Genomic DNA, 19,460 nt, shown 5'->3' with positions numbered 1-19,460 from the left:
TGAGCCAGGATCAAACTCTCCAAACAATGCTTGAAAAGAAGTCCTGGCCAACACTCATGTCCACATGAATGTCAACCAAAGGAATCCGTCAAAAACTTGACGGGGTTGTGCATCATGCACTGGCTTTTAACACACTGTTGAGTTCTCAAGAAACGGACGCGTACATCCGCACCGAAACCACAATCCCTTGTGATCCCCGCTCGGAGGCGTTCACTCCGTTCGTTCTGTTGTGTCTTAATCTTTTCAGCCGCTCAAGTCCCTGTCAAATTGACAGGACCGGCTCGACTTTCCAAGAATTAAGCCGCGCCCCCTTTCGGAGACAACCCCTCTAACTTACCAGCCGATCTGAAGTGGTGCGAAACCAGCGACGGTCGACCGCGAAGGTAGTGGGATTTGCCGGGCATCTCCGAGGCTCTGAGGAGCCTCTCGATCGCCCTGCGGGAAGCAACTCTAGCAGCCTGCGCCGCGTACTCGGGCCGACTCAGGTAATCAGGAGGTTCTTCCCTTCCCACCAGACACTCAAACCTCGGCAACGAGGTCCCCAGCCGGCGCCGTGGGGCAAGCTGACCGCAAGTCATCCGCAATCGCCCCCAGGTACGAAGTAGGTCACGAGCAGACTGCGCTCACGGAGGGGTGACCGCTATGACCCGGTCGGAGTTCGACGACATCCGCGCGTTCCTCGCCGACGAGGCGACCCACGCTGATGACCTGCGGCGGATCGCCAGGACTCTGATCGACGACCTGGAGCACGCCCGGCTGCGCGAGGCCGTGCTGCGGACCCACTATCTGCGGCTGCTGACGGCGGCGCGGGCGACGGTTGCGGCCGACATCGTGGACTCACCCGACCCCCTCGGCTTCATCCGGCACGAGCTGGCCGAGCGGGGGCAGCTGCCGGAGGACGGTGAGGCCGTTCACCGCATCCTCGCCGACGCCCGCGCGGCGGCCGCCCTGCTCGCCTGCCTGGAGGGCCGCGACTGCGAGGGGCAGCCCCGCGAAGGACGGTCTCCCGAGGGATGGTCCCTTGAGGGGCAAGCACTCCCAGGGGAGCTCTTCCCTGACCGAACGGAGGAGCTCCCGGGCCAGCCGGCGTTCGAAGCGCAGGCGCTGGAGGGCCGGACGGCGGAAGGCCAGACGGTTGAAGGCCAAGGCCAGGAGGGGGACGGACAGGACGCGCGGGCGCCGGAGGGCAAGGGGCTCGTGGAGGGGCCGACGTTCACCGGGCAGGGCTTCGAGGGCCAGGACGTCCAGCTCGCGCAGGACACGCAGCTCCCCCTGGAGGGCGACGTGACGAACCAGAGCCCGCCGCGCTCCCGTGCCCCGCGGATGCGGAGCTGCATCGGCACCGCGCGCATCCTCCCCCGCTGAAGCGACCGGTTCGCCTCGCCGCGGCGACGGTCCTGTTCCGTGGAGGGGCCATCAGCCCTTCTGGGGCGACCATCCGGCCTCGGTTGAGAAGGTCAACCCGACTTGTTGCGGCGATCGTCCCGTTCCGGGAGCGACCGTCCTGTTTCGGAGAGGTGGCCGGCCACCTCCCCGAGGCGGCCATCCGACCTCGACTGAGGTCACCCTCGGGTTCGGCTGCGACGTCCGTCCTGCGTCGCCCTGAGGGGCGCCATTTAGGCGCTGACATGATGACAACTTCGGGCATACCCGCCCTTGGTCGACCGCCTGTAAGACTGCGCATATGTGGCAACGGGGGCTGAATTGGGTGGCAGTCGTCTTGGTCGGGCTATTCGGCCTGATGTGGGTCGGCATCGTGATTTATGCGGATCAGGGGTCGCCCGGCTGGATGCGCGTCGTCCAGATCGTCTTCGGGGTGTTCCTGCTCGGCTGGGCCGTACGCAAGACGTACCTCATGATCAGCCACGCAACCCAGGAAACGAAGAAGTCCCCGGCCTCCGGATGATCCGGTGACCGGGGACTTCGACTTTGGTAGCGGGGACAGGATTTGAACCTGCGACCTCTGGGTTATGAGCCCAGCGAGCTACCGAACTGCTCCACCCCGCGTCGGTGTGTCTGCACTTACTCTACAGGCCCCGGAGGAGTGCTTTGACCACCGAGGTGGTCCGTTCACACGAAAGCCCGGTCTCCGTTTCCGGATCCCGGGCCTTCGGCCTGGTAGCGGGGGCAGGATTTGAACCTGCGACCTCTGGGTTATGAGCCCAGCGAGCTACCGAACTGCTCCACCCCGCGTCGTCGTGCTTATGAAGGCTACCGGGCGACGCGGGGCGGACGCAAACTGAATGGCGCTAACCGGTCGGCGTGGCCGACGGTGACGCGCTGGGCGCGGCCGGCGGCGAGCCTGTCGGTGTGGCGGACGGTGACGCCGGAGGGGAGCCTGACGGCGTCGGTGACGGCGAGGACTGCGGCTGGGCGTTCGCGCCCTTCAGCGCCTCCAGCGCCGCCTCCAGCCGCTTCTGGGCGTCGCCGTAGGCGTCCCAGTCGGGCGGGCTGGCCTGCAGCGCCTTCTGGGCGTCGGAGTAGGCCTTCTGGGCGTTGGAGATCGCGGTGTTGAGCGCCGTGTTCGCCTGGTCGGGCTGAGCCTGCTGCTGCTCGTCCGTCTGTTCCTGCTCTTGCTGCTGCTGTTGCTGGTCGCTGCCGAAGACCTCTTGCAGGGCCTCCTCGAGCGTGCGGGCCACACCGATCTTGCTGCCGAACGACACCAGGATGCGCTGCAGGATCGGGTACGGCTCCTGCCCGCCGCCCGCGGCCACCTGGATGTAGACCGGCTCGATGTAGACCAGCCCGCCCGCGTACGGCAGCGTCAGCAGGTTGCCGTAACGGACCGACGAGGCGCCGACGCCCAGCAGGTTGAGCTCACCCGCGAAGCGGCTCTGGAAGGCGTTCTGTGCCTGTCCTGGGCCGGGGATCGGGGTGCTGGACGGCATGCGCAGGATGCGCATCCGGCCGTATTCGCCGCTCGCCGACGAGTCGACCGCCATGAACGCCGCCAGGTTCGGACCCTGACGCGGCACGAACGTGGTGGTCAGCGAGAACGTGGGCTGGCCGCCCGGCATCGTGGTGGTCAGGTAGTAGGGCGGCTGCTTGATGTTCTTCTCGCCCTGGGTCGGGTCGTTGGGGACGTTCCAGAAGTCCTGGCCGCTGTAGAAGGCGGCCGGGTCGGTGATGTGGTAGCGCGACAGCGTGTAGCGCTGCACCTTGAACAGGTCTTCCGGGTAGCGCACGTGCTGCTTCAGCTCGGCGCTCATCTCGGAGGCCGGGCGGATCGTGCCGGGGAAGGCGTTGCTCCAGGTCTTGAGCAGCGGGTCGTTGCTGTCCCACGCGTACAGCCGCACAGTGCCGTCGTAGGCGTCGACCGTGGCCTTGACGGAGTTGCGGATGTAGTTGATGCGGTCGCTCGGCTGCTGGGCGATGACGCGGCGGTCGGTCGAGGTGTCGCGCGTCATCTCGCCGAGGCTCTCGCTCTGCGAGTACGGGTAGTCGTTGCTCGTCGTGTAGCCGTCGACGATCCACTGCACCCGCCCCTCGATGATCGCCGGGTAGGCGTTGCCGTCGAGCGTGAGGTAGGGCGCGACCTTCTGGACCCTGTCGCGCGGGTTGCGGACGTACAGGATCTTGGAGTTGTCGTTGACGTCGCCGGACAGGACGATGTTCGCCTCGCCGTACTTGGCGGCGTAGAGGAGCCGGTTGAGGAACGAGCCGACGGGGACGCCGCCCCGGCCGGTGTAGGTCGTGTTCTTCTGGCCGGTGCCGCCCGTCTCCGGGTAGTCGAGCTCCTGCGGCGCGTTGGGGTTGCCGCCGGCGATGACGTATTCGGCCGAGGCAGGGTCTTCGCCGTAGTAGATGCGCGACTCCTTGAGCTGGGTGCTGTCGACCAGCGAGCCCGTGACCGGCATGTCCTTGGCGTCGTAGTCGGGCAGGCCGCTGCTGTCGACCTTGTTGCCCGGCGCGGCGACGAAGCCGTAGCCGTGGGTGTAGACGAGGTGCTGGTTGATCCAGTTGTTCTGGCCCTCGGGCGGCCCGTCGAGCTCGCGGACGCCGACGATGTGGTCGATCAGCTTGCCCGAGCTGTCGGGGTAGCGGTCGACGTCGAGCGGGTCGGCGAAGCTGTAGAAGCCCCTGATGCGCTGGGTCTGCTCGTAGGTCGAGGAGACCAGGGACGGGTCGAGCAGGCGAACGCCGGAGACGGAGGTGTCGCCGTTGGCCTGGACCTTGGTCGGGTCGGCCTGCGCGTTGTACGTCTCGACCTCTGTCTTGTCGACGTTGTACGCCTCGCGTGTCGCTTCGATGTTGCGCCCGATGTAGGGCGACTCCTTGCCCTGCTGGTTGGGCTTGACCTGGAACTGCTCGACCAGCGCCGGGTAGACACCGCCGATGAGGATGGCCGAGAGCACGAGCAGGCCAAAGGAGACGCCGGGCAGCATGCCGCCCGGACGCACGACGCCGGCGAAGAAGAGCGCGGCGCAGATCAGCGCGATGATCGCGAGGATGGTCTTGGCCGGCAGGACGGCGTTGACGTCGGTGTAGGAGGCGCCGTGGACGAAGCCCCGGTCGGAGAAGACGAGTCCGTACCGGTCGAGCCAGTAGGCCACGGCCTTGAGCAGCACGAAGACGCCCAGCAGCACCGACAGGTGGACGCGGGCCGCGCGGGAGGCGTGGACGCCGGGCGACTGCAGGCGGAAGCCGCCGTACAGGTAGTGCGTGATCGTCGCCAGCACGATCGAGATGATCACGGCGGTGAACAGGAAGTTCAGCACCATCCGGATGAACGGGTAGTCGAACATGAAGAACGAGATGTCCATCCCGAACAACTTGTCCGTCTTGCCGAACGACTCCCCGTTGATGAACTGCAGCCACGTCTGCCACTGGCCCGAGAAGGACGAGCCGGAGAAGAGGGCGAGCAGTGCCATGCCGACGATGAAGATCAGCTTGCGGTGGGGGTCGAGCGCCATGCGGTAGCGGTCGGCTCCGCTCGCGCCGCCGAACATCGCAGGGCCGAACATGGGCCGGGTGCGGAAGGCGAGCAACATGTTGCCGCCCGCGATGGCGACCATGAGCACCGCTCCGACCAGGAACAGCACGATCTGGGTCAGCACCACACCGCTGAAGACCGTCGTGAATCCGGTCGCGTCGAACCACAGATAGTCGGTATAGATGCCGGAGAACAGGAAGAAGAATGCCACGATCGCCACGAGAGCGATCGCCACAGGCAGAAGCAGTCGCGGTCGGCGGGGCAAGCGCATCGCCCTGCCGGCTCCTGGGGTCCGGAAGCTCAAGGCCAACCCCTCGTCGTAATGAAGAAACGGTCCGTGTCTGGCAACCTACACCGCAGGGCCAGCCGTACGGCTAACGCACGGCGAGCGCCAGAAGTTTCATCCGGCCTCGCACGCGGGCACGTCGCCCTTGCCGGTGCGCAGCGCGTCGAGCGCCGCCACCGCGCTGTGCAACGTGTCGGCCCTGACCAGCCGCAGCCCGTCAGGAACGCTTTTGAGCGCCTCTGCGCAGTTGTCGGCCGGGGTCAGGAAGATCGTGGCGCCTGAGTCCTTGGCGCCGACCATCTTCTGCGCGATGCCGCCGATCGCGCCGACCTCGCCGGCCGGGGTGATGGTGCCGGTGCCGGCGATCTGCTTGCCGCCGGTCAGCTCTCCTGGGGTGAGCTTGTCGAGGATGCCGAGCGAGAACATCAGCCCGGCGCTCGGCCCGCCCACGTCGCCCACGTTGATGTCGACGTCGAACGGGAACTTGTACTTCGCCTGCATCATGACGCCGACCACGGTCTGCGCCTTGGGGCCCGCGACCGTCTGCACGGTGACGTCGAGCTTCTGTGTGCCTCTGGTGACGTTGAAGGTGACGCTCTCGCCCGGCTTGTGTGCCTTGACCGCGTCGGCGACGGCCGTGACGTCTTTCGTCTCCTTGCCGTCGACGGAGTTGATCTCGTCGCCCTTCATCAGCTTGCCGTCGGCGGGCCTGCCCTTCTCGGTGGAGACCACGCCCACGACCATCGCGTAGGGGATCTTCAGCTCGTTGAGCGCGGCGGCGGTGGCGGAGTCTTGGGAGTTCGTCATCTCGACGGTGTTCTCCTCCTCGACCTCCTGCGCGGTGCGGTCGGGAGCGAAGATCGTCTCCTGCGGGACCACCGCGACGGTCGGGTCGAGCCAGCCGCGCAGCGCCGTCAGCAGGTCGATCTTGGCGGCGGGGCCGCCCTGGTAGGCGACCGTGACCAGTTGCAGCGAGCCGCCGGTGGGGTAGGTCTGCCTGCCCTTGATCGCGATGACGGGCTTTTTGTTAACCTCGCCGATCGTGTTCTCCGTCGGGCCGGGGCTCAGCACGACGTAGGGGACCGGCTGGAACGCGCCCGCCACGCCGAGCGCGAGCACGAGGAATCCCGCGAGCAGGAGCGTCAGGGCGCGTCGAGACATGTCTTCGAGCTTATTCGCCGGCGCCGACCCACTCGGTCTCGCCGTCGGCGAACGCCTGATGTTTCCAGATGGGGACGCGGGCCTTGAGATCGTCGATGAGCCGCCGCGCGGCCTTGAACGCCTCGTCGCGGTGGGGCGCGGCGACCGCGACGATCACCGCGGTGTCGCCGAGCGCGAGGTCGCCCACCCGGTGGACGGCGGCAACGGCGGTCACCGGGAAGTCGGCGGCGACCTTCTCGGCCACCTGGCGCAGCTCGGCCTCCGCCGAGGGGTGGGCGGAGTAGGCGAGCCCGGTCACCGGCTTGCCGTGGTCTTGTTCACGCACGGTGCCGAGGAACAAGGCGGTGCCGCCCGCGGCGTGGTCGCGCACGGCGGCCAGCACCTCGTCGACCGAGAGCGGGGTCTCACGTATGCCGAGCAAGCGGATGACGTCCACAGAAAGAGCCTAACCGTTACGAGCGACGCTTCTTACGTACCTGACGGACGATCGCGGCGGTGCCGATGACGGCGACGGTGGCGCCGGCGGCGGTGAGCGTGGCCTCCTTGACGGGCAGGCGGCGCCCGACCACGGTCGTGCGGTTCTCGCGCAGCTCCAGGAGCTGCTCGAACGCGGCCTCGTTCGTCCACTGGGGCTTCCAGCCCGCCTCGCGCAGCGCTGCGCAGTCGACGACCCACGGATAGACGACGTAGTGCAGGTCGGTGGCGGGCGCCGGGGTGACGCCGAGGCGGTGGAGGCGCTGCGCGGTGCCGAACGTCAGGCCGGCAGGCAGCTCAAGGCTCCTGATGCCCGAGAGCTCCTCGATCTGCTCGTGCTCCAGCCAGCCGTCGCTGCCGACCGCGACCACGCCGCTGACCAGGCCGCGGGCGGCCAGTTCGAGGGCGGAGACGAGGTCGTCGATGTGGCAGAACTGCCAATGGGGATGGCAGCCCTTGACCGTGAGCAGCCTGGGTGACTCGAAGTGGCGGGTGATCACGGTGTCGACGCCCGGGCCGACGACGGCCGCGGGGCGCAGCACGGTGATCTCCAGGCCGGGGTGGCTGCGCAGCGACCTGCGTACGAGGGACTCGATCTCCAGGAAGTCGCCCACCACGCCGGTGTCGGGCTCGGCGGCCACGGGGGCGTCTTCGGGCAGCGGCACCTCGTTGTCGGGTGCGGCGCCGTACACCATCGCGCTGGTGACCAGCACGACCTTGCGCACGCGTGCGGCGGCGCAGGCGGTGAGTACGGTCTGCGCGGCACGCAGGTTGTACGCGCGCCGCTCCCCCGGGTCGGAGTCGACGGCGTAGTCACCGGCGAGATGGACCAGGACGTCGATGTCGGAGATCCGGTTCGCCAAGAGCGGATCTCGTACGTCGATCACTCTCCACGTGGCCTCCTGGATGTCGCCACGCTGCTCGTCGATGGCCACCACTCTGCGGAAATCCGCGGCGGATACGAGCCTCGCGAGCAGCTCGCGGCCCAGGCCGGAGGCCGCACCTGTGACGGCGACGACGGGTTGGCGCGAGCGTTTCGAGGTTGGCACCAGGTCCTCACTTTGCACTGATCCGCCGTAGGACGACTAACGTGGCGGATGTGGACTCCTCCATCCTGCACGAGGTAGAGCGGTGACTGACCTGCCAGGTCGCGAAAACGACCCCAACGAGAACCCGTTCGCCATGTTCGGCAACCCTGAGCAGATGGCTCAGGCGATGCGCCAGTTCGCCGACATGTTGTCGGCGCCCCAGGGTTCAGGCCCTGTCAACTGGGACATGGCCAAGAACATCGCCAGGCACTCCGTGGTGGCCCAGGGCGACCCGAGTGTCATGGAAGGCGAGCGCCGCCAGATCGTCGAGGCGCTCAGCCTGGCCGACCTGTGGCTCAACGAGGCGACGACGCTGCCGAGCGGCGTGACGACTCCGCAGGCCTGGAGCCGGTCCGAATGGATCGAGAACACGATCCCGATCTGGCGCAAGCTGTGCGAGCCGATCGCCGAACGCATGGTCGAGACCATGGGCGGCGCGCTCGGCGGCTCCGGCCTGCCCCCTGAGGCCCAGCAGATGGCGGGGCCGCTGATGGGCATGCTGAAGCAGATGGGCGGCATGATGGTCGGCCAGCAGATCGGGCAGGCCATCGGGTCGCTGGCGCGCGAGGTGATCGGCACCACCGACATCGGTCTTCCCCTGTCCGACACGGCGGCGCTGCTGCCCGGCGGCATCGCGTCCTTCAGCGAGGGCCTCGAGATACCGTCCGACGAGATCCGGCTCTATCTGGCGCTGCGCGAGGCCGCGCACCACCGGTTGTTCCAGCACGTCCCGTGGCTGCGCTCGCATCTGCTCGGCGCGGTCGAGGAATACGCCAGGGGCATCACGGTCGACACCTCCGCGCTCGAAGAGCAGATCCGCGGGCTCGACATCAACAACCCGCAGGCCATCCAGGAGGCGCTGAGCGGGGGCAACCTGCTCAAGCCCGAGGAGACCGAGCGGCAGAAGGCCGCGCTCGCGCGCCTCGAGACGACGCTCGCGCTGGTCGAGGGGTGGGTGGCCACCGTGGTCGACCGCGCGGCGCAGGGCAAGCTGCCCTCCGCGGTGGCGCTGGCCGAGACCGTGCGCAGGCGCCGGGCCACCGGCGGGCCCGCCGAGCTGACGTTCGGCACGCTGGTGGGTCTGGAGCTGCGGCCGCGGCGGCTGCGCGAGGCCGCGGCGCTGTGGCAGGCGCTGGAGACCGCGCGCGGCGTCGACGGACGCGACGCGCTGTGGAGCCACCCCGACCTGATGCCGACGGCCGAGGACCTCGACGACCCCGACGCGTTCGTACGCGGTGAGGCCACCTGGGACATCTCCCAGCTCGAGGCCAAGCCCGGCGACGACGAGGGCGAGGAAGGCAAGAGTTGACGCTGCACGCCGACGCGGTGGCGGTGCTGTCCTCCTGGGCCGCGCCGACGCCAGAGGAAGAGGCGCTGCGCCTGGAGTTCCTCGATCACCTGCGCGCTCACGACGACGCGATGCTGCGCGAATGCGTGCCGGGGCATCTGACGGCGACGACGGCGGTGCTGTCGCACGACGGGTCCCAGGTGCTGCTCACGCTGCACCCGAAGGCCAAGATGTGGCTGCCGATGGGCGGCCATTGTGAGACATCCGACACGTCGCTGGCGGAGGTGGCGTTGCGGGAGGCGTGGGAGGAGTCCGGCATCACCGGCCTGCGCCTGCTGCCCGGTCCGCTCGCGGTCGACCGGCACCTGGTGTGGTGCCATCCGCCGCACAGCTGGCATCTCGACGTCGAATACGCCGCGGTGGCGCCTCCCGACGCCACGACCGTGATCAGTGACGAGTCGCTCGACCTGCGGTGGTTCCCGGTCGACGAGATCCCCGAGCCGTCCGACGAGGCCACCAGGCGGCTGGCCGCACGCGGACGTGAGGCGCTTAGCTCAAGCTCACGCGCCCTTGGCTAGAGTCCTTTTGCGTCGTTCCAAAGGGGGGCTCGTGTGGAGGGTTCGGCCGTCGGCGGCACGATCGTGACGCCGGTTCGCAAACGTCGAAAGATGCCTCGCACGGCGCTGACCTGGATGGCCGTGACCCCGTTCGCCGCGTGGGCGGTGGCCAGGGTGGCCGGTCTCGAACGCGGGTCGCTGCCGACCCAGCTCATGACGGCGACGCCGTACGCGGCGGCCGGTTCGCTGCTCCCCCTCCTCATCGCGGCGCTCGGACGCAGGCGCGCCGCGACCGTCGTCGCGCTGCTCGCGACGACGGCGCTCGGCTTCAGCGTGCTGCCCAGGGCGCTCGGCACCGCCGACGCGGCCGAGGGCAGGCCGCTGCAGGTCATGACGGTCAACATGCTGTTCGGCAAGGCCGACGTGGGGACGATTCTGCAGCTCGTACGCGAGTTCAGGCCCGACGTGCTGAGCACCCAGGAGCTCACCCCGGGGGCGGTCGCCGACCTCGACGCGGCCGGTTTGAAGGAGCTCATGCCGTACCGCGTGCTGGAGGACGAGTGGAACGCCAGCGGCAGCGGGCTGTTCTCCCGCCATCCGATGGAGCCGCTCACGAGCTGGAGCGCGCCGGCCGGGCACCACATGCCGGCGGCGACGGTCGCGCTGCCCGGGGGCGAGCCGATCGAGTTCATCGACGCGCATCCGTTCCCGCCGCTCGGGCCGCAGGTCGCCGACTGGAAGCGGGCCCTTGAGTCCTTCCCGTCCGCCTCGCCCGACCGGATCAGGATCATCGCGGGCGACTTCAACGCCTCGCTCGACCACTCCTCCATGCGCCGGCTGCTCGCGCGCGGCTACAAGGACGCCGCCGACGAGGTCGGGGCGGGGCTGATCCCCACGTGGCCGGCCAACAAGAAGGTGCCGCCGCTCATCACCATCGACCACGTGCTGGTCGATCGGCGGGTGGGCGTGCAGGAGGTGAGCGTACGGGACGTGCCGCGCACCGATCACCGCGCCGTGCTGGCCCGGCTCACCGTGCCGTGATCAGCGCTCTGGTGCTCTCCCAGCCCTCAAGGCCGGGGTCGAGCCGGGCGAGGTCGTGCGGGGTGCGCAGACGGTGCCAGCCCGGGGTGGTCGCCACCCTGCGGGGGCCGGGGGCCTGCGCGCGCAGGTCTTTGACGACGTCGTACGCGTCGAGGTCGGGCTCGGCCCACTCCGGCGCGGGCAGCGCGCAGGCCATGGCGACGGCTCCGCCGTTCTCCGCGGGACAGATGGTGATCTCGGCCCGGCCCAGCTCCCTGAACAGCTTGCCCACCAGCAGGGGCGGCAGGTCGGGCGCGTCGGCGCAGATCACCGCCGCCTGATCGGCTTTGAGGCGGGCGAGGGTGGTTTTCAGCGGTTCGCCCTCGGCGATCGTGATCACCTCGGTGCCCGGCCAGACGATGTCGTCGAGGCCGGGGACGCTGGTGGCGAGCACGGGGGTGACGAGGTCGAGGCCGGCGACCATCTCGTACGTGTCCTCGGCCACCGCCTCAAGGAACCGCGCGGGATCGACGCCTTCGGGCGCCGCGTCCGCCATGTGCCGATGAACCAGGACCGCGACGATGCGCGTCAACACTCCTCCGGTGCGGTGTGGGCCGCGGCGGAGAATCCCTCAAGGAACCCGCGGGCCCGCTCCGCCTTCGGATACTGTTCTACCAGTGCCCAGAACTTGGGCCCGTGGCTGGGCACCAGCAGGTGCACCAGCTCGTGGATGATCACATAGTTGATGACCCACTCGGGCAGGCCCTTGAGCCTGGTGGAGATCCGGATCGTCCCGGTCTCAGGGGTGCACGAGCCCCAGCGGTGCTGCTGGTTGTCCACCCAGCGCACGCTCACCGGGTCGGGCTCGCCGTCCAGATATCTGGCCGACAGCTCCTTGGCCCGCTCGAGCAGAGCCTCGTCGGTCGGCCTTCGACGTCGTTCTTTCGCGGCCAGCCGATCCAGCATGCGGCTCACCCATTCATCCGCGTCTTCACCGCTCAGCCAGGCGGGCAGGAGCACGATCGTCTTGTCGCCGTCGCGATAGGCGGAAACCGTACGCCGGCGACGAGAACTGCGACGAACCTCGACTGTCTCGGGGGGCACATATGCACGTTAGCCGAGACTGACGAAATTCCACAGAGGGTGGGCCATGTTTCTGCTGGTCAGATGATTAAGAGCCGGTGAATTTGGGCATGCGCCTTTCCCGATGGGCGGTCAGGCCCTCGATCATGTCGGCGGAGGCCATGGTCACGGGCTGGGCCAGGGATTCCCACATCAGCGCGGCTTCCAGGTCTTGATGGTCTTGGTTGAGGGCTACTTTGGTGAGGCGCGTGGCAATGGGGGCGTTCTGGGCGATCTTCCGGGCGATGGTCTCCGTTTCCGACATTAGATGATTTTTCGGGAAAGATTGATTTACTAGTCCTTTGTCGGACGCTTCCTGCCCAGAGACGCTGCGACCGGTCAGCAGCATCTCCGCCGCCAGGCGCGCGCCCGCCCTCCTCGGCAGCAGGTACGTGGCCGCCATGCCCGGGTGCAGGCCCAGCGACGTGAACGGGGCCAGCAGCTTGGCGTCGTCGGCGGCGTACACGAGGTCGCAGGCCAGCGCCACGCAGAGCCCCGCACCCACCGCGGCGCCGTTGACGGCGGCGATCGTAGGGATCTCGAGCTCGATGATCGCCAGCCAGGTGCGGTAGAAGGCGAGCATGCGGTCGCGGAGTTGCGGGACGGCCTCCGTACCGCGCTCGCCGATCCACGACAGGTCACCACCGGACGAGAACGCCGACCCCGCCCCGGTCACGACCAGGCACCGCGCCTGCCTGTCATCGCGCAGCTCCGCCATGACCGCACGCCACTCGGCCGTCATGGTGTCGGTCATGGCGTTGCGCATGTCGGGGCGGTTGAGGGTGATGAGCACTACTCCGTCGTCTTTGCGATCAACCAAGAGCTCGTTCATGCGGGGAAGCGTAACCCGCCCCACTCCCCCACCCCCGCCCCCACCGCCCAGCACCTAAGCACTCCAGCCCACCGACCAGCGCTCCAGCGCTCCAACGCTTCAACGCTTCAACGCTTCAACGCTTCAACGCTTCAACGCTTCAACGCTTCAACGACCCAGCGTCCAGCCCTCCAAGGGACCGACGGTCCAGCGCTCAGCCGACCGGCGTCCCAGCGCTTCGGCGCTCCTGCGGTCCGGCACTCCGGTGCGTCGGCGCTCCCGCCGAAGCACAGCACTTGCCGCCGCCGCCTCGGTTCCCCGCCTCCCGCGCTCTCCGACCTTCTCTCCTTGACCGCCCCTCTCTCCTTGACCGCTTAACCTCTTCGCCGGCGCGCCGCCGCGCCGGCGCGTCCTGGTGGCCGTTTATCCACAGGTCATTCGCCATGCACGTGGTTATCCACAGTCGGGGCCGAAGTCCCTCCTGATCTTGCTCGGCCGTGAAAATCTTCCGGCCATGAGGCCACGTGTGAAGCCCGCCCTCCGGCACCTCCTGCGCGACGAGAGCACCCTCCAGCTCGGCACGCACCCGCTCAGAGCGGTGATGCTGAGCGGACTGACCGAGCGGGTGCTCAAGTGGGTCGAGGGTCTCGACGGCACTCGGGAGCTGGAGACCGTGCTGGAGGAAGCCGCACTCGCGGGGCTCGACGAGCCGCGCGCCCGGTGCCTGATCGACCATCTCGCCGCCCAGGGCGCGCTCCACGACGCCTCACTCGAGCCCGGTTGCCTCAGCGACCTGCCGCTGGCCCAACGTGACCGGCTCAGACCCGATCTCGACGCCCTCGACCTCGCCTCGACCACTCTCGACGGCATGATGACGACGTTCGAACGCCGCCGCCAGGCCCGCGTACGCGTCTACGGCGCGGGCCGGGTCGGCGCCCAGATCGTCGCCCTCCTGGCGGCCGCCGGCGTGGGCAACATCCGCGTGCTCGACCCGGCCCTCGCCCGGCCCGCCGACCTCACACCAGGCGGGTTGACCTGGGCGGAAGTGGGCCTCCCTCGGGAGGTGGGCGCCGTCGCCATCGCCCGCCGCCTCACCGCCGGCGACCCACCACCTCCGTCGCACATCCAGTCCGCGGACCTGGCCCAGCGCATCCCGCCCCCGGCCGGACCCGCCCCTACGACACGCTTCCCACAGGATTCGGCGGTGCGCTGGGGCGGCATCACCCCATCCATCACCGGGCATCCAGCCCGGGCCGCGGTCACCGCTTCACCCACCCCACCGGCCGCTCGCCCCTCCCCTCAGCGCGTCACCCCACCCTCTCCACGAACAGGCGGCACGTCTCCGGCGCAGGCAGCGAAACCGGCGCAGGGACCAAGCCCGGCGCAGGCGACAGGACGGGAGGAAACCTCAGGTCCTGCGTCTAGGTCTGAGCCTGGTACCGGGTCAAAGCGGGGGTCTGCGCCAGGGGCAGGGCGGCGGTCTCGGCCTGGCGCGGAGCAAAAGCCGGGATCTGGCGCGGAACGGCGATCCGCGCCAGCGGCGGAGCGGCTATTCGGTCCTGGGGCGGAGCAGGCGTCTGGGCCTGGAGCTGAGGAGGGGGCGAAGGCCGGATCCCGAGGGAAGAAACCGGCGCGGAGGCCGAAAGGGGTGCCGCGGGTCAGTGCGTACGAGAGCGAGTTGGGTGAGGAGGCGTGCCGGCCGACGGTCAATGTGCTCGCCGGAGGGCCGTATCTTGGGGACAAGACCGATCGACCTGACCTCGTCATCCTGGCGCCGGTCACTCCCCTCGACGGGGTGCTGGTCAACGAGCTGATCGACCTCGACATCCCCCATCTTCTGGCATCCGCCTTCGAGGGACACGGCACGGTGGGCCCGCTGGTCCTGCCGGGCATCACGGCGTGCGTGCACTGCCTCGACCTGACCCGGCGCGACCGCGACCCGGAGTGGGGGATGGTCACGGCACAGCTGGGCGGCTATCCGCCGGGCGAGATCGCCTGCGACGTGGCGCTGGCGGGCGTCGTCGCGGCGGGGGCGGTGGGGCACGCGCTGGCGTTCCTCGACGGAAAAACCCCTGCTGTGACCAACGGCACAGTGGAGGTAACGCCTGATTGGCGGTGGATAGGGAGATCGTGGGTGATACACCCGCAATGTCGCTGTATGCGAAACAATCGATATTCGCTAAGAATGGTCATGGCACCCAACCGCGACTGACGTGCTCAAAGGATGATCACGAAGGGGGGAAGCGGTATCTCGCCGAGGTTCCGCGCATCAGTGTGAACGATCTCCCGCGCCGTGCCGTCACGCGCTCGGCCAAGTTGGCCACCCTTCCGCTCGGTTTCGCCGGCCGCGCCGCCCTCGGCCTGGGCAAGCGCATCGGCGGCAAGTCGGCGGAGATCGTGGCCCAGGAGGTGCAGCAGCGTACCGCGGAGCAGGTCTTCAAGGTGCTCGGCGAGCTCAAGGGCGGAGCGATGAAGCTCGGCCAGGCCCTGTCGATCTTCGAGGCGGCACTGCCGCAGGAGATCGCCGGCCCCTACCGCGCCACGCTCACCAAACTCCAGGAGGCCGCGCCGCCGCTGCCGGTGTCGACCGTGCACAAAGTGCTGGCCGAGCAGTTGGGTGACGACTGGCGCAAGCACTTCCAGTCGTTCGACGACCAGCCGACCGCCGCCGCCTCCATCGGGCAGGTGCACAAGGCCGTGTGGCAGGACGGCCGGGTCGTCGCCGTCAAGATCCAGTATCCGGGGGCGGGCAAGGCGCTGCTCGGCGACTTCGCGCAGCTCTCGCGGCTGGGCAAGCTGTTCGGGGCGCTGCTGCCGGGGCTCGACATGAAGTCCGTGCTGAGCGAGCTGCGCGAACGCATCGCCGAGGAGCTCGACTACCTGCGCGAGGCCGAGGCGCAGCACGCGTTCGCGCTGGAGTTCAACGGCGATCCCGACTTCTACGTGCCCGACGTGGTGGCCGCCAACGAGATGGTGCTCGTCACCGAATGGATGGACGGCACGCCGCTGTCGCGCATCATCGCTGAGGGCACCAAGGAGCAGCGCGACCAGGCGGGGCTGCTGTTCGTACGGTTCCTGTTCTGCTCCCCCGCGCGGGTCGGGATGCTGCACGCCGACCCGCACCCGGGCAACTTCCGCATGCTGGACGACGGGCGGCTCGGCGCGCTCGATTTCGGCGCCGTCAACCGGTTGCCCGAGGGGTACCCGAAGGCGTTCGGGCAGCTCACCCGGATCTTCAACCAGGGCGACATGGAGACCGTCATGGCCGGGCTGCGGAAGGAGGGCTTCATCCGCGAGGACATCGAGATCGACCCCGACGCGCTGCGCGCCTTCCTCGCGCCGTACGTGGAGCCGACGGCGGTGGAGGAGTTCACGTTCAGCCGGGAGTGGTTGCAGGCGCAGGCCGCCAGCGTGACCGACCTTCGGCCCACGAACGTGGTCCGCCAACTCAACCTGCCGGCCTCGTACGTTTTGATCCACCGGGTCCACGCGGCCGGCATCGGCGTCCTCTGCCAGTTGGGCACCACGGCCCGCTTCCGCGACGAGGTCATCCGCTGGGTCCCCGGCTTCGCCGACGACGCCGACCCCAACCCAGACGACGAAGCCCTGGCCGTCAGCTGACCCGAGTTCGTATTTGGGCGCCGAGCGGCTGACTGAGACGGACGAGCGGCAACATCGACCTCGATGGCGCCGCTCGGTGCCTGCCCCCGGTCAGCGCTAGTAGGTGTCATCCGCCACGCCAACGCGCACTCGGGCAGCCCTTGCGTCAGTGACGCCTGCTCGGTCAGCGCTCCTCAGGCCGCGCCCCTCAGGCAAGGGCCCTCAGCTGGGGGCACGCTGAGACCGGCGCCCTAGCTTCGGCCCCTGACCTCGACCCCCGTCCTCGACCCCCCTCGACCCCCGTCCTCGGCACAGTGAGGGCGGGGTGGAAGTGGCGCGCTGCAGTTGGCGTGGGGCGTCTCTTTGGGTGGCCTCTTGGTGGGGGTGCTCCGAGGTCTGTTGGCAAAGACTCTGGGCTTGGGGCGGAGCGCTGGGGTGGTTGATTGCGGGGACACATCCCGCCATATGAGGCCGGGGTTGGTGCCCTGTGTTCGCTGGGGTGGGGTGGGGTGCCTTGAGGAGTCATTACTCTGTGCAATCATACGAGGGCTAAAAGTTACTCTCCGTTGGGAGGCATCAATGCACCGTTCCGTGCGCCTGTTCGGCGCCGCTGCCCTCGTCGGCATGGGGTTGCTCGTGGGCGCTCCTGCTGCGAACGCCGTCGTCGATCCGGTCGCTCTGCTCGAATGCGTGACGGCCGGGGTCGGCGAGGTCACCACCCTCGTGGATCCGGCGGCTCCGGCGCTTCCCGCTGAGCTTCCTCTGGTGGGTTGCACTGCTCCTTGAGCTCAGGCGGCCGGGCCCCGGAAGTTCGGTGAGCGGGCCCGGGAGTTCGGTGAGCGGGCATGGCAGTGGGCGATTCGCGGTTGTGGATGGTCCGTCGTCGTGAGTGGTTGCGGTGGCGACGGGCGCTGTGATCGGCCGCGATCGCTCGTTGCCATGGATCTCGGGCTTGGTGTTCTGGTGCACGGGTGTCGTGCCGTGGTGGGGATGTGGTCGCCGATCGCCGTTGGGCTAGTGCTCAGTGGGGCGTGGAGGCGTGACCGCTGGTGGGGTGGGGTGGGGTGGGAGTTGAGGGGTCGGGCTCGGTGGGTTGAGGGGTCGGGTCGGGTGGGTGGGGGTGTGGGCAAAAGGGAGAGCCGGGCGCTTGGCTGTGCGCCCGGCTCTCTTCATTCACAAGTTCCGGTGGGAGATCCTGCGCCGGCGGCAGGACCTGCCGGTCAGAACTCGCGGCTCAATACCCTGCGGAGGCGCTCGTTAGCGCGCGTGACGCCGCGTCGCGCGCGCTGCAGGCGCTGGGCGCGCAGGATGACGCGCTGCTCAGCGGCCTCACGGTGGAGGGTTTGTATTCGGTCATTCACCAGGTCATGGATGAGATCCGGCACTAGCAGACTCCTCGTCGGCTGGGTCCTCATGATCGTTTCTTCTCTCTTTCGGTGGGTGCGGTGTTTCAGGCAGCGACCGGGTGCTTGCGGGGACGCCCGCGCGGACGCTTGCGGGGAACGATCGTTCCCCTGAGGATGAGCTCCCCGCCCCAGACGCCCCAGGGCTCTTCGCGCTCGAGCGCGCGCTCCAGGCAGGACTTCTGGATCGGGCAGCCGCCGCAGAGTGCCTTGGCGAACTCGACGTCCTCCGGCGACTCGGCGAACCACAGGTCAGGGTCGGTACGACAGGGGATCTTGGCTTCGTCGATCAGGTCCATGATCGTCTTCGCCCCCATCTGCTTCTCCTTTTGATCGATCTTTTTGATCTTGGGTCGGGCACCTCGTAGGTGGTCGGAGATCACGGACAAACAAGAAGGCCGCGGATCCTGTCTGTGGATCCGCGGCCTGGGGGCTGCTGTAAGCCGGTCAGGTTATGACCGGAGCATCCCGCCAGGGTTGCGGACCGCACAGTCCACCCTTGGTGAGCTGGTTGGCCGGCAGTTCGATACGTCCCGCATAGACAGGGGCACCTTCCGCGGCCACACCGGAGTGAGCTCGCGCGATGAAGGCGGCGGCCTGACGACGGGCAGACTTCTCCTGCCGGAGCTTGGCGGCACCGGCAAGCAGCACCACCGAGTCACGGCACGCGGAGGCGAACCACGGCGTGGCAGACATCTCGATGCTGATCACTGGGATTCACCTCCACTCTCGGGATCGTCGGAACTAGACCGTCCGACTCGCTTGACCAAGACCCTAAACCGGATTGCCGGGAAGGGGCAACATATTTTCTACCTGCGATTTCGTCACTTCGTCCGGCGGATCATGGCCTCTTGTACGACCGAGACCACGAGCTCTCCAGACGCGGTGAACATCTCGCCCCGGGCCAGTCCCCTGGCCCCGGCGGACCAGGGAGACTCCTGAGCATAGAGCAGCCAGTCGTCGGCCCTGAACGGGGCGTGGAACCACATGGCGTGGTCGAGCGAGGCGCCCATGATGTCGGAGGCGCCCCACGCCATGCCGTGCGCGAGCAGGATGGTGTCGACGAGCGTGAAGTCGGAGGCGTACGCCGCCAGCACGACGTGCAGCAGCGGGTCGTCGGGCAGCTCGGCGTCGTAGCGGAACCACACGTTCGTCTGCGCGCTGCGCAGCGCGGGGTCGAGGTGCGCCTCCCAGGTGAGCGGCGAGGCGTAGCGGGCGTCGACGGGGCGGGGCCGCGACGCCCAGTCGCGCAGCTCGGGGTGGTCGCCGACGAGCTCGAACATGCGGTCCTGGAACGTCGGCAGCGTCTCGGGGCCGGGCACCTCGGGCAGCACCGACGCCTGGTGCGCGACACCCTCCTCGGCGACGTGGAACGACGCCGACATCGTGAAGATCGCCTTGCCGTGCTGGACGGCGACGATGCGGCGGGTGGTGAACGAGCGTCCGTCGCGCAGCCGCTCGACGTTGTAGACGATCGGGATGGAGGGATCGCCAGGACGGATGAAGTAGGCGTGCAGGGAGTGCACGTTGCGGTCCTTGGGCACGGTACGTCCGGCCGCCACCAGTGCCTGGGCCGCCACCTGACCGCCGAAGACCCGCTGGATGCGCTCCTCCGGGCTCCTGCCGCGGAAGATGTCGAGCTCGATCTGCTCAAGGTCGAGCAGGTCCAGCAGCTCTTTCAGCGCCTCGTTCACGTGTCGTCCCCCTTGGATGTTCC

The 19,460-nt window shown here is 68.5% G+C and carries 20 protein-coding genes and 2 tRNA genes; 8 read left to right on the top strand and 14 right to left on the bottom strand.

Features of this window, described 5'->3' with window-relative positions; all coding sequences use genetic code 11:
• Window positions 1-642: 642 nt before the first annotated feature.
• Both AB0K12_RS25420 and AB0K12_RS25415 read left to right on the top strand, forming a co-directional pair.
• Entirely contained in the window at window positions 643-1,365 is a 723-nt protein-coding gene (locus tag AB0K12_RS25420; protein WP_364565933.1) for a hypothetical protein, read from the top strand.
• Window positions 1,366-1,708: 343 nt separating this feature from the next.
• Window positions 1,709-1,906 (top strand): hypothetical protein, encoded by a 198-nt coding sequence (locus AB0K12_RS25415; protein ID WP_364565930.1) that lies wholly within the window; start codon window positions 1,709-1,711, stop codon window positions 1,904-1,906.
• 24 nt (window positions 1,907-1,930) lie between these two features.
• Here the strand turns inward: AB0K12_RS25415 and AB0K12_RS25410 are convergent.
• The 6 genes from AB0K12_RS25410 to AB0K12_RS25385 form a co-directional block, all read right to left on the bottom strand.
• Window positions 1,931-2,007 (bottom strand) — tRNA-Met (locus AB0K12_RS25410).
• Between the two features lie 109 nt (window positions 2,008-2,116).
• Window positions 2,117-2,193: transfer RNA gene (locus tag AB0K12_RS25405), tRNA-Met, on the bottom strand.
• 56 nt (window positions 2,194-2,249) lie between these two features.
• Window positions 2,250-5,204: a UPF0182 family protein gene (locus tag AB0K12_RS25400; protein ID WP_364565927.1), complete on the bottom strand. Its 2,955-nt coding sequence runs from the start codon at window positions 5,202-5,204 to the stop codon at window positions 2,250-2,252.
• 129 nt (window positions 5,205-5,333) lie between these two features.
• Window positions 5,334-6,380 carry a PDZ domain-containing protein gene (locus AB0K12_RS25395; protein ID WP_364565924.1) on the bottom strand — a complete coding sequence of 349 codons (1,047 nt, stop codon included), beginning with the start codon at window positions 6,378-6,380 and terminating at the stop codon, window positions 5,334-5,336.
• Window positions 6,381-6,390: 10 nt separating this feature from the next.
• Window positions 6,391-6,816 (bottom strand): molybdenum cofactor biosynthesis protein MoaE, encoded by a 426-nt coding sequence (locus AB0K12_RS25390; protein ID WP_345389687.1) that lies wholly within the window; start codon window positions 6,814-6,816, stop codon window positions 6,391-6,393.
• A 16-nt stretch (window positions 6,817-6,832) separates the two neighbouring features.
• Window positions 6,833-7,906, bottom strand: a complete 1,074-nt coding sequence (locus AB0K12_RS25385) for an NAD-dependent epimerase/dehydratase family protein (RefSeq protein WP_364565959.1) — start codon at window positions 7,904-7,906, stop codon at window positions 6,833-6,835.
• Window positions 7,907-8,036: 130 nt separating this feature from the next.
• On the opposite strand from AB0K12_RS25385, the gene AB0K12_RS25380 reads away from it, so the two are divergent.
• The 3 genes from AB0K12_RS25380 to AB0K12_RS25370 all read left to right on the top strand — a co-directional run bounded on the left by AB0K12_RS25380 (window position 8,037) and on the right by AB0K12_RS25370 (window position 10,828).
• Entirely contained in the window at window positions 8,037-9,251 is a 1,215-nt protein-coding gene (locus AB0K12_RS25380; protein WP_364565956.1) for a zinc-dependent metalloprotease, read from the top strand.
• Entirely contained in the window at window positions 9,248-9,808 is a 561-nt protein-coding gene (locus AB0K12_RS25375; RefSeq protein ID WP_345389690.1) for an NUDIX hydrolase, read from the top strand. The genes AB0K12_RS25380 and AB0K12_RS25375 overlap by 4 nt, the downstream gene beginning before the upstream one ends.
• A gap of 90 nt (window positions 9,809-9,898) precedes the next feature.
• Entirely contained in the window at window positions 9,899-10,828 is a 930-nt protein-coding gene (locus AB0K12_RS25370; protein ID WP_364565920.1) for an endonuclease/exonuclease/phosphatase family protein, read from the top strand.
• Here AB0K12_RS25370 and AB0K12_RS25365 read toward each other — a convergent pair.
• The 4 genes from AB0K12_RS25365 to AB0K12_RS25350 form a co-directional block, all read right to left on the bottom strand.
• Window positions 10,815-11,399, bottom strand: coding sequence for a hypothetical protein (locus tag AB0K12_RS25365; protein WP_364565917.1), 585 nt, complete (start codon window positions 11,397-11,399; stop codon window positions 10,815-10,817). The two genes, AB0K12_RS25370 and AB0K12_RS25365, sit on opposite strands and share 14 nt — an antisense overlap.
• Window positions 11,396-11,911 carry a M48 family metallopeptidase gene (locus AB0K12_RS25360; protein ID WP_344883689.1) on the bottom strand — a complete coding sequence of 172 codons (516 nt, stop codon included), beginning with the start codon at window positions 11,909-11,911 and terminating at the stop codon, window positions 11,396-11,398. The genes AB0K12_RS25365 and AB0K12_RS25360 overlap by 4 nt, the downstream gene beginning before the upstream one ends.
• 67 nt (window positions 11,912-11,978) lie before the next feature.
• The gene (locus AB0K12_RS25355; RefSeq protein WP_364565913.1) at window positions 11,979-12,761 is read right to left on the bottom strand and encodes an enoyl-CoA hydratase/isomerase family protein; all 783 of its coding nucleotides are present in this window, start codon (window positions 12,759-12,761) and stop codon (window positions 11,979-11,981) included.
• 745 nt (window positions 12,762-13,506) lie between these two features.
• Complete coding sequence (locus tag AB0K12_RS25350; protein WP_364565910.1) at window positions 13,507-13,863, bottom strand: hypothetical protein; 357 nt, start codon at window positions 13,861-13,863, stop codon at window positions 13,507-13,509.
• A gap of 555 nt (window positions 13,864-14,418) precedes the next feature.
• Between AB0K12_RS25350 and AB0K12_RS25345 the strand changes: the two genes are divergently transcribed.
• From AB0K12_RS25345 to AB0K12_RS25335, 3 genes are all read left to right on the top strand, one after another.
• Window positions 14,419-14,952, top strand: coding sequence for a hypothetical protein (locus AB0K12_RS25345; RefSeq protein WP_364565907.1), 534 nt, complete (start codon window positions 14,419-14,421; stop codon window positions 14,950-14,952).
• Between the two features lie 62 nt (window positions 14,953-15,014).
• Window positions 15,015-16,361: an AarF/UbiB family protein gene (locus tag AB0K12_RS25340; RefSeq protein WP_364565904.1), complete on the top strand. Its 1,347-nt coding sequence runs from the start codon at window positions 15,015-15,017 to the stop codon at window positions 16,359-16,361.
• Between the two features lie 558 nt (window positions 16,362-16,919).
• The gene (locus AB0K12_RS25335) at window positions 16,920-17,126 is read left to right on the top strand and encodes a hypothetical protein (RefSeq protein WP_364565902.1); all 207 of its coding nucleotides are present in this window, start codon (window positions 16,920-16,922) and stop codon (window positions 17,124-17,126) included.
• 434 nt (window positions 17,127-17,560) lie between these two features.
• On the opposite strand, the gene AB0K12_RS25330 is transcribed toward AB0K12_RS25335, so the two are convergent.
• The 4 genes from AB0K12_RS25330 to AB0K12_RS25315 all read right to left on the bottom strand — a co-directional run bounded on the left by AB0K12_RS25330 (window position 17,561) and on the right by AB0K12_RS25315 (window position 19,437).
• A complete protein-coding gene (locus tag AB0K12_RS25330) occupies window positions 17,561-17,725 on the bottom strand; it encodes a hypothetical protein (protein WP_364565899.1) in 165 nt (54 codons plus the stop codon).
• A gap of 65 nt (window positions 17,726-17,790) precedes the next feature.
• Window positions 17,791-18,060: a WhiB family transcriptional regulator gene (locus tag AB0K12_RS25325; protein ID WP_364565953.1), complete on the bottom strand. Its 270-nt coding sequence runs from the start codon at window positions 18,058-18,060 to the stop codon at window positions 17,791-17,793.
• A 130-nt stretch (window positions 18,061-18,190) separates the two neighbouring features.
• Window positions 18,191-18,454: a hypothetical protein gene (locus AB0K12_RS25320; protein WP_345389716.1), complete on the bottom strand. Its 264-nt coding sequence runs from the start codon at window positions 18,452-18,454 to the stop codon at window positions 18,191-18,193.
• Between the two features lie 113 nt (window positions 18,455-18,567).
• On the bottom strand, window positions 18,568-19,437 hold the full coding sequence (locus tag AB0K12_RS25315; protein ID WP_364565896.1) for an acyl-CoA thioesterase II: 870 nt from the start codon (window positions 19,435-19,437) through the stop codon (window positions 18,568-18,570).
• Between the last annotated feature and the right edge of the window lie 23 nt (window positions 19,438-19,460).

This window comes from Nonomuraea sp. NPDC049419, assembly GCF_040676995.1.
Lineage (GTDB): Bacteria > Actinomycetota > Actinomycetes > Streptosporangiales > Streptosporangiaceae > Nonomuraea > Nonomuraea salmonea.
The sequence above is the reverse complement of the archived record's forward strand: the minus strand, read 5'-3'. Positions and strand labels throughout refer to the sequence as shown.

What these genes read in the sequence shown, in the direction of transcription:
- AB0K12_RS25420 (WP_364565933.1), top strand. Translation starts at nt 643, where the DNA reads ATGACCCGGTCGGAGTTCGACGACATCCGCGCGTTCCTCGCCGACGAG.
- AB0K12_RS25380 (WP_364565956.1), top strand. Translation starts at nt 8,037, where the DNA reads ATGTTCGGCAACCCTGAGCAGATGGCTCAGGCGATGCGCCAGTTCGCC.
- AB0K12_RS25370 (WP_364565920.1), top strand. Translation starts at nt 9,899, where the DNA reads ATGCCTCGCACGGCGCTGACCTGGATGGCCGTGACCCCGTTCGCCGCG.
- AB0K12_RS25335 (WP_364565902.1), top strand. Translation starts at nt 16,920, where the DNA reads ATGCACCGTTCCGTGCGCCTGTTCGGCGCCGCTGCCCTCGTCGGCATG.
- AB0K12_RS25325 (WP_364565953.1), bottom strand. Translation starts at nt 18,060, where the DNA reads ATGGGGGCGAAGACGATCATGGACCTGATCGACGAAGCCAAGATCCCC.
- AB0K12_RS25355 (WP_364565913.1), bottom strand. Translation starts at nt 12,761, where the DNA reads ATGAACGAGCTCTTGGTTGATCGCAAAGACGACGGAGTAGTGCTCATC.
- AB0K12_RS25395 (WP_364565924.1), bottom strand. Translation starts at nt 6,380, where the DNA reads ATGTCTCGACGCGCCCTGACGCTCCTGCTCGCGGGATTCCTCGTGCTC.
- AB0K12_RS25400 (WP_364565927.1), bottom strand. Translation starts at nt 5,204, where the DNA reads ATGCGCTTGCCCCGCCGACCGCGACTGCTTCTGCCTGTGGCGATCGCT.